Below are 13,171 nucleotides of genomic sequence, written 5' to 3'. Positions count from 1 at the left end.
GTAAGCTGTGTGATCGTTCTTGGCTCGATTTGTGACCGAAGTCGGCCAGTATACGTGAGTTAAATCACAGAAAACCCAAGACCTCGATCGCATAAGCTATAATTGGGGTGGTAGCCTCAAGGTTTGACAAAACCTCAAAAAGCCCTGAAGGCAAGGCGTTGAGTTCCCAATACCGCCGCGTAGCGGGAGTAAGTCCGCTCAACATCGCAGGCTATGGACTCGGATAGCTGTGAAACTTTGGGTTTTAGACACTTGCAGCTTGCAGCTCAGGCCATAAAGTTGCGATCGGCGAGCCACACCCTGAGATACAATATTTATAAATACTCCTATCCCATCTATAGGCAGGCAGGTAAAAAAATGATAATGATGAGCTACTTTTCGATTGCCTTAATCGTTTTTCTTGTTTGGTTCAAAAGTTTTTGGAATGATACTGCGACATCTAAAACAGACGTGATATCTTGGATAGCCTTAATAATCGGTCCTCTGTTTTGGCCTGTTGTTCTGCCCCTATCCCTTTTGCAAATTACCAGCACAAAGTCTGTGGTACAAACAGCTCAATGCGATCAATAATTATAATAAATTGTGGAAGTAACTGGCTTCAACATAGTTGGTGAGCTCCTCATAAATTATTCGGCGTGCATCGCTCATGGCAGCGAGTAATTTATATTGTTTAATTGTAAAAAAAATGCAGCTAGAAGGTAGAAGCCAATAAAAATGCTGAATCCTAAAACAGTATTTTTTGACCGCTATCAAATTCTGCCTTCTGGTTTTTGACCGAAAGCATCCAGCATACAAGCCTCCGGATTCATCCGTGGAGAAAGAAAAAACCTGTATCCGATAAAGGATCCCCCGAATTTATCCGTGGGGTCAATGCTTCAATTCTTTAATCGAAAATCTAAAATCTAAAATCGATTGACCCCGCCCAAAAACCAGGGCTGTTTCATTCTCTTGTAGGGGCAGCCCCCCGTGGCTGCCCCAATCTCTGAAACACGAGCAAATCGTCGATGGGGAGGGTAGGCACGGGGAGTAGGGGTAGCACTACAAGAGTCAAAATTCATGTTTTTGGTGAGAATGAAACCGCCCTGCGCCCAAAAACGGATACAAGTTTCCCACAGGAGTCGGCAGCAGCCCAAAATTTTAGGCTCTTGTTGAAGATCTCAGATTCATCTGTGGAATAAATCTCAAATCTCCAATCGTTCAACTAAGCGAGATTGACTCAGCCCTCGCTGAACGTCTCACGCCGAAGTCTCCAATCGACTGATGCCTAATTTTCTTCTGTCAATTTTCTTCTGTCAAACCGTGATTTAATGGTGTGGCTCAGTTAAAATTGTTCAGGCAAAATTGTCGGACTCAAATTATCGGACAGCGACCACAACATTTTTTTACCCAAAAATTATTTACCACCTCAACCAAGCTCAAAATTCATATGTAATGTAACATGGCTTGTTGCTTGCAAAAATATAACTTCCGACATATTTTCGCCTGCCGCTGACCAACTTAAGAATTTTCATTACCTCCGGCCACTGCGTACTATTAATCGAAAGTATAAAAATCCTGGCGAGGCGTGGAAAAACAGCTACGATCTTTGCCAATTAAGCTTTTCCAGCTCCCTTTATTCAAATCGTAGCAGCTCTCAACAGGAAATTGTAGAGTTCGTTTGTACCCAAAATACCTAACTCTTACCGCAGTTAGATGCAAAATTCAAGGCAGAGACTGCAATATGAAATAGGCAACAAAAACTGTTTCAAATCTCCAGTAGAACTTATTTTTGGCGATCGGGCATCAGGAGTGTATAACGGCAGCCAGCTAAATTTTTAGAGGTGCGAGATGTTGGGGAACTTCTAAAAACAAGTGCCGTCACGGTATCCACATTAGTTATTTGCATAAAAAGTAGGAGTCAACATGAACGAAGTATCTGAGAAACCAATTTATAGAGTTCTTAATCTATTGTCGCTGCTAGCGCTGGCCTACTATGCAGCTACTTCCATCAATTATATTTTCGAGAGTGACGCTCACATCTACAGGTACGACAGCCAGAGCAATTCCAACGCTTCACCAGCGCAACTAGCAGCACACCGCTAGGAATAAATAGTAGAGATTTTCTCTCAATTAATGCCGAATTAAATTTCGGAAAATTTGCTAATCGTTAACGATCAGCTCGAAGTTAACAACAATTAGTGAAAAACTCTTTGCTAAAGACTTAATATTTTCCCTCACAGGTATGAGCGATCGAATGTACCACAAAAATTATCTATAGCCTTTCGAGCTCTCATATGAGGTACTCATGGGCATAGGCCTCCGTGGCCTCCGTGGGCATAGGCCTCCGTGGGCATAGGGCATACCTCACCACGCTTGAGAACCGCTATATATTAATTGGTTCTCCAAAGAGAGCAGAGTGATGAAATGATCGTCAAGCATTTTCATCAGTAAGAGCATTAATAGGTTTAGTAATCGCTTCATCCCGAAGATTTGAAGGTAGATATAGCAATCCTCGCATCATTTTCATAATTATTGTAGGGGCAATCCCACGCCCGGTTGCCCGATAGATAGGCGGTAGGCACGGAGGCACTACCCCTACAAATTTATCTGAATCATTTAGGATTGCTATATGCTTCAGAACGGAAAATCGCTTGGATTTTTGCTCACTACAACTCGATGGGAGATAAATCCGGCGAGTATGGAGGTAATAATTTTACTTGGGAGCCGATAGATACCATCAAAAAAATGGCGGCTTCAGCATTATGAACAGGTAAATTATCCATAACTACAATTGCGCCAACCCATAACTGCGATTCATCTGTGGACTAAATCAAAAATCAAAAATCAAAAATCTAGTGACAGTACCGTCACAAATCTATCGGGCAACCGTTCATCCCAACTTCACCAAAAGACGATCACTGCATTGTCTGATTTGGCGGATGGATGCTGCTCATGGTTGAAATGACGGAGAGGGGTTGAAAAACTGGGTTTTTTAGCCAAAATCCTACATTGATCGTGAGGGATTTGGCTGGAAACATCAAGGTGATGAGGCTCAAAAGTCCGTCAGGGACTGTGTTGGGAGGCACTTGTGATTGAATCCGGCCTCCAGCGTGCGAGGGCTTGCTTTCAAAGCCAGCTAAAAAATTTTGATTTCTGGGGAACTATTGGCGAAAATCAAAAGTCAAGTCAACAACAGTGTACTTAAAAGAAATCGCAGCTCAGTTCCAGCCCCATTGCGGGCGATCGAACTCTCCGGCGATGACAGTGCCCGCGGGCACGGTGCAACTTCTCAATCTTGAGAGCAGACTCCCATTAAAAATGGTCTCTGTGTATCTTCCGGCTATTGTTTTAATAATGACTAGCCACACCGACGGTCATTATGGTAAACTCGCAAACGTTTAAGTGGAATATTTTCGTGTTAGAAGAGGCAGTGGTGGAGTCGAGAGTCAAAAGCAGGAAACAACCGAGATTTGCTGCTCAACGAATACAGGATTCAACTCGCGCTCCGAGGCTCGCTGCTGACAATTTAAATTACATGACAGCTTATAGCAGCCGGGTCAATTAGGGTCTCAACCGATGTCCGGTTTCATTTATTGAATCCCTTTGGAGGGAAAAGTGTATTGTAGAAAAATGATTGATCTTTTAGGAGGAGTGTAAATGACACAGGTAACAAATCCAACACAGCCAGCAAGTTCACTAGCTGGAGGTGTCGGTGGCGGTGGCTTTACCGTTATCGGCACCCAAGGCGACAACAGGTTGAACAATGGCCTCGCCGGCAACGATATCATCCAGACTTTTGGGGGCGCTGATGTCATCGCTGCTAGCACTGGCAACGACCTGATTCTATCGGGCGGTGGCAATGACAGTGTCGGCGGCAACGACGGCAACGATACCATCCTTTCAGGCAGTGGCAACGATGTGGTCGCTGGCGGCACGGGCGATGACTTCCTCTTTGGCGGTAAAGGTGATGACCTGATAGACGGCGGCGATGGCAATGACTTGATTTCTGGCGACAGAGGCAACGACACCGTACTCGGTGGAGGTGGCAGCGATACAGTCTTTGGCGGCCAAGGCAGGGATGTTGTCGGCGGCGGCGACGGCAACGACAGCCTCTACGGTGGTAAAGACAACGATACTGTCGATGGTGGCGCTGGCAATGACTTTATCTCTGGCGACAGAGGAAGTGATGTCCTGATCGGCGGTTCTGGCAGCGATACGTTCTACTTCGCAAGTGCTGGTGGCGAATATGGCGTAGACACGATCACTGACTTTACCCCAGGCGAAGATAAGATCCGCTTGAAGGCGACAGGCGGGGGTGTGTTCTCTGCTTTGGCCAGCAACGGCTTCGAGGCAAGCGAGTTTGTCGTCGTTTCTGGTTTCAACGAAGCTACTCCAGGAGCAGCCACGACGAACAAGTTGGTCTACGACCCAACAAGCGGTAAGTTGTTCTTCAACGGCACCAGCGGAGTCCTAACTGTTGCTCAGTTGCAGCCTAACCTGACAATTACCTCGAACAGCTTCGAGTTGTTCTAAAACAACTGGGTGTTGTGGGGCAGCACCGGATAAGATTCGGGGCTGTTCTCACAAAGCCGGTAGTTTTAAAGGATTTCAACCTCACTCTGCTACAAGCGGGGTGAGGTTGAAATATTCAATACAGGAACTACAGCAGGGGTAGTTAAAAAAAATGATCGACAGTTATTGATAAAATTAATCGATCGCCTGATACCAATTTTTTATGAGGCTGCATAGAATTCGATCCCCCCTAGCCCCCCTTAAGAAGGGGGGGACCGGAAGCTTCTTGAAGTCAACCCCTACTCCCCTTTTTAAGGGGGATTTAGGGGGATCGAGATATGTGCAACTTCACATTAAATTGGTATGATCGGGCAAAATATACATACAAAGTTTTTAAATTAGAATCTTTAGGTTTTACTGAAGCGGTAAAGAAACCGCAACTGCTGGCTAGCAATGAGCACTGAAAAATATATCCGGCAAGCCCAAATTTATTTGAACCGGGGGAAGTTAACTGAGGCGATCGAGTTTTGCAAAAAGGCGATCGAACTTCAACCGTTTTCGCCCACGGCTTACACGACTTTAGGCGAAATTCTCGAAGCTCAAGGCGATCCGACGGCGGCAAGAGACGCTTTTGTGCAAGCTTTGGAGATTTCGCCGCAGTTTTTTCTGGCTCATGCTTATTTGGGTCAACTTTACAGCGACTATGCGTGGCTGGATGAGGCGGTTTTTCACTACCGACAAGCTCTGGATTTGAAACCAGATTGGGCAGAAGTTCATTATAACTTGGGAAATGTTTTTCACAAGCAGGGTAATTTGTTGGGGGCGATCGACTGTTACCGAAATGCGATCGCCCAAAAACCGGATTATCTTGATGCTTTATACAATCTGGCTGTGGTTTTAGATGAAAATAGTCAGCTCGAAGCGGCAATGGATACCTACCGACAGGTGATTGCCGTGGCGCCGGATTACGTGAAAGCTTACAGCAATCTGGGTGTGATTTTGCTAAAGGACGATCGCACGGCTGAGGCGATCGAAGTTTACCAGCGGGCGATCGAGATTAAGCCAGATTGGGCGACGCTGCACAATAATTTGGGTCAAGCCTTCCTGGACAAAAGTCCTGATCGGGCGATCGCATCTTACCTCACAGCTATTGAGTTGGAGCCGGACATGGTTTTGGCTCACTACAATCTGGGGAAAGCGTGGCAATTACAGGGGGAACATTCGGCGGCGCTTGCTTGTTTCGATCGCGCGATCGAGATTAATTCCGACTATATTTCGGGCTATACAGACGCCGGGTTTTCTTTGATGGTTTTGGGCAAAATTGCTGAAGCCATGCCTTATTTTCAGCGGGCTATAGCTCTGAAGCCTGATTTTGTTGAGGCTTACTGTCGCTTAGGAGACAGGCGCAGAGTTGCGGCGGTAGATGATGATGAATTCTCAAGGGCGATCGCTGCGTGCGATCGATTTCTCACAGCATTGATGGGCAGGAAGAAGGAAGGCACAACACCGATTTTGACACGGATAGACGGATTAATTATCGAGAATGAGTCTGATGTTGAAGGAACAGGGAAGAAGTCCGAGGGAAGGCACGACACGGATTTTGACACGGATACACGGATTAATTCTCCACAACAGGGAAGAGGGAAGCAGGAAAAATTATCAATGCCCAATGCCCAATGCCCAATGCCCAATGCCCAATTACCAATTGCTGAAATTTGCGATTATTTAGCCGAAATTTACTTGCATTTGGGAAATGCTTTAACAGAGTATGGCGGACACGAATCTGCCGCCGCTTATTATCAAAAAGCTTTGCAAATTCAACCACAGAATGCAGAGATTTACTGGCGGGTGGGAAATTCCTTAGCCCAGCAAAAGCGGTTCATTGCAGCCATTGCAGTTTACCGCATGGCTTTGACGATTCAACCTGCTTTACCGCAGGTTTATTTTGAGTTGGCAAAACTGCTGGAAAAACAGGGGCGCTGGGAACGGGCGCTCGATTATTATCAAAAAGTTTTAGAGTTGCAATTGCACGGGTATGGGGAGCAGAAAGAGTGGAAAAAACAGAGTTTTATCTTGCCTGATAGCACTTCTATCAAACATCCTCACGCTATTTATTTATCGAGCTGGGATTGGCTGGTTAATGCTAAGTTAGATTCAGACAATTATGTGGAAATATTTTGGAAACCTGCACCCGAAGCAAGTGCAGAAAATATTCCGAATTCCCAATTTGCGAGATCCAATTCCAAATTGGCAAATTCCGATTGTGCCGGGTTAACTTGCGGGCTGTGTTTGCAGCGACTTTCTAAGTGGTTCGATCCGGTGCATTTGGGTTGGGGAGTGTGCCGTTTGTCCAACTCGCAACCGATACCTGTGGAGTCGCCCAAGACTTTTGTGGCTGCAATTCCTAACGGGCGAGTTTGGATTGTTCCACAGGAAAATTATTGGCTGATTTGTAAGGCGATCGCTGTAATTACTCCTGACAATTATTTGTTGGCTGATGTGTCGAGAGATTATCCGGGGTTTTTGCCTGGATGCGAAAAGCATGATGTTAGAAAACACAGCGTTTTTCAGTTAGAATCCTTTCCAGCTTTAAAGCAAATTGACGGCAGGGTGGCGGTGCTTTCTGGTTTGTCGGGAAATGTCTATTTTCACTGGATGGTTGATGTTTTGCCACGGATAGAATTGCTGCGGCACAGCGGTAGGGATTTGGCGGAGATTGATTGGTTTTTGGTCAATAGTTGTCAGCACCAATTTCAGCGGGAAAGTCTAAGAATTCTGGGCATTCCAGAAGAGAAAGTCTTGGAGAGCGATCGCTTGCCTCACATTCAAGCAACCGAGTTAATTGTACCGTCTTTTGCGGGATATTTGGGCTGGCCTTCTGGGTGGGCGATGGATTTTTTGAGGCGGGAGTTTCTCAAGGGAATTATACCTAGTTCGAGCTATCCCAAACGCATTTATATCAGCCGCAGCAAAGCAAGATATAGACGAGTTTTGAACGAGGAAGATGTGGTTGAGGTGTTGGAGAAATTTGAGTTTGTTTCTATTTTACCGGAGTCCTTGTCTTTGGCAGAGCAAATTGCTCATTTTTACCACGCTGAGGTAATAGTTGCCGCCCACGGCAGTGGCTTGACAAATACAATTTTTTGTAGCCAGGGAACTAAAGTAATTGAGTTGGTGTCGCCTCACTATATCAGTCATTATTACTGGGGAATCAGTCAATATTTGCAGTTGGAACATTACTTTTTAACGGGCGAGGCTTTTGAATGCTATCCTATTAGACAGTTGATGTATCAGAATTCGCTGACTGAGGATATTTTAGTGAACTTGAGTTCGCTGAAAAAGATGGTTGAGGTGGTGGGTTTGAGTTAGTTGGTGTCTGGAGAAAGTTTAATTATGCCCTCGATTGAGAAGATGGAAAAGGCAGCGGTTGATTTGAGTCGGCAAGCAGAAGTTTATTTAGCCGAAGGAAGGTTAAATGAGGCAGTTGCTGCTTGCGAGTCAGCGTTGAAAATTGAACCGAATTTGGCGGCAGCTTGCCAGACGCTGGGAAAGGTGATGCAGGTTCGAGGTGAAATCGAGCAAGCTAAGCATTGGTATGAAAGGGCGATCGATCGCAATCCAAATTTGCCGGAAGTTTATGCTAATCTCGGCATTTTGTATTCTCAAGAAAAACAGTGGGAAAAGGCGATCGCCAATTGTGAAAAAGCGATTTCGCTAGCGCCGAATTTTGCTGCTGTTTACCGCCAGTTGGCGAGAATTTGGACGCAGTTAGAGAAGCGAGAAGAGGCGGCAGACTGTTGGTATCAAGCTTTTAATATTGAGCCGAATTGGGCAACGGCTGAGGAGTACGTGACTCTGGGAAATAGTTTGGTGGAATTGGGAAAGTGCGATTGCGCTATTGAATGTTATTCGCGCGCAATTAAGTTAAACCCGCAACTGGCAACAGCTTATCACAATTTGGGGGAAATGCTGGTCGGGGAGAAACGGTGGGATGAGGCGATCGCCAATTACCGACAAGCCATTGCCATCAATCCAAATTCGTTTGAATCTTACCACAGTTTGGGTAAAACTTGGGCGCAGCGAGGAGAATTAGATCGGGCGATCGCCTGTTACCGCAAAAGCATCGAACTCAATCCAAATTATGCTCGTGCTTACGTGGGTTTGGGCAATGTTTTGGTGCAGAAGCGCGAGTTGGATGAAGCCATTAAATGTTACAGTCAGGCTCTTGAAATTAATGATAATTCCTACTGGGCATACAATTGCTTAGGGGACGCTTTGGCTCACAAACAACTGTGGCAGGAAGCTATTAGTTGCTACCGCAAAGCTATTGAAATAAATCCAAATATTCCTTGGTTTTATGTCAATTTGGGAATTGCCTTCACCTGCGAACAATCCTGGGATGAAGCTGTTAGCGCTTACCTGCACGCGGTTCAGATTGAGCCGAATTTGACGGGAATCAATCAGAGGTTGGGATATGTTTTGCGGAAGCGCAGCGAATCGGGTTTAGACAGCACAATCGAAACTTATTGTCAAGGTATCGAGGTACTCGCAAGCGGGAAAATTTACCACAAATTGCTGGTAATTGAGTTAGATGGAGCGGAGTTTTATATAAATTTAGGCAATAGTTTAGCGAAACAGAAGCAGCTTGAAGGTGCGATCGTATTTTATAGCATGGCACTGCAAATTGAACCCAATGCTGCGGAAGTTGTCGCCCAACTGGATAATGTGCGGGTGAAACAACAGGAGTTGTACGCACAAATTGCCACTTACCGTCGCCAAATAGAAATCGAGCCGAGCAATTCTAAGCCTTACAACGATTTAGGAAATATTTTACCGCAATTAGGGGAATTAGAAGAAGCAATTATTTGCCACCAAAAAGCGGCAGAATTGAGGAGTTGGCCTGAGTGTGCGGCGAAAGATTATCAATTTACCCAAGATTGGTTTACCCACAATATTCCTATTTGGAAATGGCATTTGCAGGAATTTACCGGAATTGCGGATTTTCAAGTTGTGGAAATTGGCAGTTTTCAGGGAATGTCGGCTTGCTGGCTGCTGGATAATATTTTAACTCATCCGACGGCAAAGATTACTTGTATTGATTTGTATTTTCAACAACAGTTTAAGGGCAATATTGTTAAAACGGGAGCAGCAGAGCGGGTAATTGAATTAGAAGGTTACTCTCAAGATTTGTTAATTAATTTGACTGCGGAATATTACGATGTTGCTTACATTGACGGCTGTCACAAACCCACCAGTGCTCTGCAGGATGCGATTTTATCTTGGAGGTTGGTGAAAGTTGGGGGATTGATGATTTTTGACGATTACGAGTTCACTTTTCCCGACAGCCCGGAGCAAGATACTAAAATTGGGATCGATGTTTTTGTGGAGATGTTTGGAAGTCAGTTAGAAGTTGTACACAAAGGTTATCAACTGATTGTTAAAAAAATCGGCAATCAAAGTTTGGGCGCCGAGCAAACTCTGTTGTCTCTGGGTTGGGAAAAGTTGGGGGATATTGCTGCGAATTCCGGTTATTTGGATGAGGCGATCGCCCGCTATCAAACAGCTATTAAAATTAAGTCGGGCAACTACTTAACTTACCACAAGTTGGGTAAAGCTCTGCAAGAGAAAGAACTGTTTGACGAAGCTCGGGCAGCTTACCAACGGGCGATCGCACTCAACCCTAATTTTAGTTGGTCTTACCACTTTTTGGGGGAAACTTTGCAGGCGATGGAGGAACACGAGGAAGCCACTGTTGCTTACCGCAAAGCTATTGAGTTAAATCCCGATTTTTGTTGGACTTACAACAATTTAGGCGATGTGCTGATGGAGCTTTCTGAGTGGGAGGAAGCTGCTGTTGCTTACCGCAAGTTAGTTGAACTGAATCCCGATTTTTGTTGGTCTTACGATAGATTAGGTAAGGCTTTGGTTGCACTGGAAAATTGGGAAGAAGCGACGGAGGCTTACCGCAAAGCTATAGAATTAAATCCCGATGATTGTTGGTTGTACAATTGTTTGGGGGAAGTTCTGGAATTCCAAGAAAATTGGCCAGAAGCAGCAGTGGCTTTTGGTCGTGCTATTGAGCTAGAATCCGATCATAGTTGGCTGTACAAAAAGTGGGGTGATGCACTGCGGAAGCAAGGGGAATTGGAAAGGGCGATCGCCATTTATGAAAAAGGTATCAATCTCGATCCAAAATCCTGCTGGTGTTACGAAGGATTGGGTTTGAGTTTAATGGCTAAACAGCAGTGGGAACCTGCAATCACTAATTTAGTTCAAGCCCTGCAAATTAAACCGGATCTGTTTGAAGCATACGATAATATAGGTTATGCTCTGGAACAAAAAGGAGAAGTCGATGAGAGCGAGCGGGGAGAATACAGCAATCAAATCTTACCCTTAAGTATTCTCAAAAAATACTGTGGGTTTACAGAAGATTTGACCGTTGCAGCAGAATCGAATCTGCACCTCACCTGCATTGACATCCATCCTGCGAGTCAAATCAATTTATCTGATTCCAAAACGATCGACAGCAGCCACAGATTTTGGGAGCATCAAAGTCATTCCAGAAAAGCTTTTGTTGCCGTATTGCCAAACGGACGAGCTTGGGCAGATGTTGTGACTACCGCCGTCATTACTTCAGACAATAAACTTGTTACTGATATTTCAATGGGCTGTTCTGAATTGGTAATCACTTCCGACAAATTGCCTCCCGCTGAACACGTCGATGGAAATGTGGCTTTTTTATCGGCTCGCTGGGGTGGAGCCGCTTATTTTCATTGGATGTTTGATGTGATGACGCGATTTGACCTTTTGCAGCGGAGCGGATTGATAGAAACTATAGATAAGTTTGTTGTCAATGCTTCTGATTCTCCCTATCAAGCCGAAACTTTAGAGACTTTAGGAATTCCTCAAGATAAACTTTTAGAAAGTCGCTGCAATTTACACATTACAGCCGATAAATTAATAGTTCCGTCAATATTTTATGACGGAGCGGGAGCGGTTTCTAAATGGAAGTGTGAATATCTCAAACAGACATTTTTAAATGAACAACACCCACTAAACACAGACTATTCAGAGCGAATTTATATCACCCGCCAACAAGCATCCTATCGGCGAATCGTCAATGATGAAGAGGTAATTAAATACTTAGAAAAATTTGGGTTTCGCAGTGTTAAGTTGGAAACGATGTCGGTAGCGGAACAAGCATCGTGTTTGGCTGCTGCTAAAGTAGTTGTCGCACCTCACGGAGGGGGGTTGACTAATCTAGTTTTTTGCAGTCCGGGAACCAAGGTAATTGAGATTTTTTCTCCTCTTTACGTGCCGCATTGTTATTGGATGATTAGCAATTTGTGCGGTTTGGAACATTACTATTTACTTTGCGATTTGGTGGATGACCAAACTCAGAAATATCCGGGACATAAAGATATACGGGTGGATTTGAACTCGCTGGAAAAATTAATGAATCTTGCAGGAGTTTTGCATGGATAATGACTACCACAATCAGGGTAATTCTCTGCAAGAAAGCGGTCTGTTTAATGAGGCTGTTGCTGCGTACAAAAAAGCTATTGAATTAAATCCTAATTTTTCTTGGTCTTATCACAGTGTGGGCGATGTTTTACTGAAACTTGAAAAATGGGAGGAAGCTGTCGCTGCTTACAAAAAAGCTGTTGAGTTAAATCCCGATTTTTCTTGGTCTTATCACAATCTGGGCGATGCTTTGCTGAAACTTCGGCAATGGGAAGAAGCTGCTGCTGCTTACCGCTGCGAGATTGCACTCAACTCGGATTTTGCTTGGTCTTTTTGCAATTTAGGCGACGCTTTAACTAAACTAAAACAGTGGGATGAAGCTATCGCTACGTATTTAAAAGCTATTGAAATTGACGGAGATTTGCCGGGAATTTACGAGAAGTTGGGATATGCTCTCGGACAAACTGAGTCGGATTTAAAGTTGGTTTTAGAACAATATCAATTGCAAATTCCACCGGAAAATTGGGAGTTTTATTTGCAGTTAGGAGAGAATTTAGCCAAGTACGATCGCCCAAAAAGCGCAATTATTATTTACCAATCTCTCTTGACAGCTATGCCGAGTTGTGGTAATGTTTCAGCGAAATTAGAGGAGTTGTTGCAGCAGCAAGAAAAGTGCAATAGCGCATTAGCCTCATCTCGCGCAACTATCGTCCAAAAACCCGATGATTGCTGGTCTTATTATAATTTAGGTGCTGTTATGAGCCACCAAAAATATTGGGAGGAAGCGGCGGCGGCATTTTTCCAAGCAATAGAAATAAATCCCGATCTTCCTTGGTGGTTTTATTACAATTTGTGGGAAGTTTTTGTTAGGCAAGACAAGCTAGATGAAGTTGAGAACTTTTGCCGTCAAGTTGTTGCAGCTAAACCGGAGGCTTTTTGGCCTTATCTGAATTTGGGGGAAGCTTTGACTAGGCAAGGTAAAATTGCTGAGGCGATTAGCTGTTATCAAACTGTTAGTTTTAAACAAAGTTTTGCATCTATTATCAGTAAGAGAACAGGCAAGATGCCTGTTCCACAAGCAGATACAGGCAAGATGCCTGTTCCACAAGCAGATACAGGCAAGATGCCTGTTCCACAATCAGATACAGGCAAGATGCCTGTTCCACAAGCAGATACAGGCAAGATGCCTGTTCCACAATCAGATACAGGCAAGATG

At 44.5% G+C, this 13,171-nt stretch carries 8 protein-coding genes; 6 read left to right on the top strand and 2 right to left on the bottom strand.

The features are described from left to right. Positions 1–1,762: 1,762 nt before the first annotated feature. Positions 1,763–1,885, bottom strand: a complete 123-nt coding sequence (locus QUA16_RS14715; protein WP_333181190.1) for a hypothetical protein — start codon at positions 1,883–1,885, stop codon at positions 1,763–1,765. A gap of 17 nt (positions 1,886–1,902) precedes the next feature. Here QUA16_RS14715 and QUA16_RS14710 point away from each other — a divergent pair, with 17 nt between their 5' ends. Next, positions 1,903–2,082 (top strand): hypothetical protein, encoded by a 180-nt coding sequence (locus tag QUA16_RS14710; RefSeq protein WP_333104104.1) that lies wholly within the window; start codon positions 1,903–1,905, stop codon positions 2,080–2,082. A gap of 563 nt (positions 2,083–2,645) precedes the next feature. On the opposite strand, the gene QUA16_RS36920 is transcribed toward QUA16_RS14710, so the two are convergent. After that, positions 2,646–2,717 carry a hypothetical protein gene (locus QUA16_RS36920; protein WP_445305409.1) on the bottom strand — a complete coding sequence of 24 codons (72 nt, stop codon included), beginning with the start codon at positions 2,715–2,717 and terminating at the stop codon, positions 2,646–2,648. Positions 2,718–3,358: 641 nt separating this feature from the next. Between QUA16_RS36920 and QUA16_RS14700 the strand changes: the two genes are divergently transcribed. The 5 genes from QUA16_RS14700 to QUA16_RS14680 all read left to right on the top strand — a co-directional run. Next, the gene (locus QUA16_RS14700) at positions 3,359–3,544 is read left to right on the top strand and encodes a hypothetical protein (RefSeq protein ID WP_333096849.1); all 186 of its coding nucleotides are present in this window, start codon (positions 3,359–3,361) and stop codon (positions 3,542–3,544) included. A gap of 92 nt (positions 3,545–3,636) precedes the next feature. Continuing rightward, positions 3,637–4,512 (top strand): calcium-binding protein, encoded by an 876-nt coding sequence (locus tag QUA16_RS14695; RefSeq protein WP_333104103.1) that lies wholly within the window; start codon positions 3,637–3,639, stop codon positions 4,510–4,512. 432 nt (positions 4,513–4,944) lie between these two features. After that, entirely contained in the window at positions 4,945–7,860 is a 2,916-nt protein-coding gene (locus QUA16_RS14690) for a tetratricopeptide repeat protein (protein WP_333104102.1), read from the top strand. 24 nt (positions 7,861–7,884) lie between these two features. Continuing rightward, positions 7,885–11,976, top strand: coding sequence for a tetratricopeptide repeat protein (locus tag QUA16_RS14685; protein WP_333104101.1), 4,092 nt, complete (start codon positions 7,885–7,887; stop codon positions 11,974–11,976). Beyond that, positions 11,969–13,171, top strand: a 1,203-nt coding sequence (locus QUA16_RS14680; RefSeq protein WP_333181187.1) for a tetratricopeptide repeat protein, incomplete at its 3' end; no start/stop codon positions are given. The genes QUA16_RS14685 and QUA16_RS14680, both read left to right, overlap by 8 nt.

Source organism: Microcoleus sp. S13_C3, assembly GCF_036700905.1.
Classification (GTDB): Bacteria; Cyanobacteriota; Cyanobacteriia; order Cyanobacteriales; family Microcoleaceae; genus Microcoleus.
This window is presented reverse-complemented; position numbering and strand designations above follow the sequence as displayed.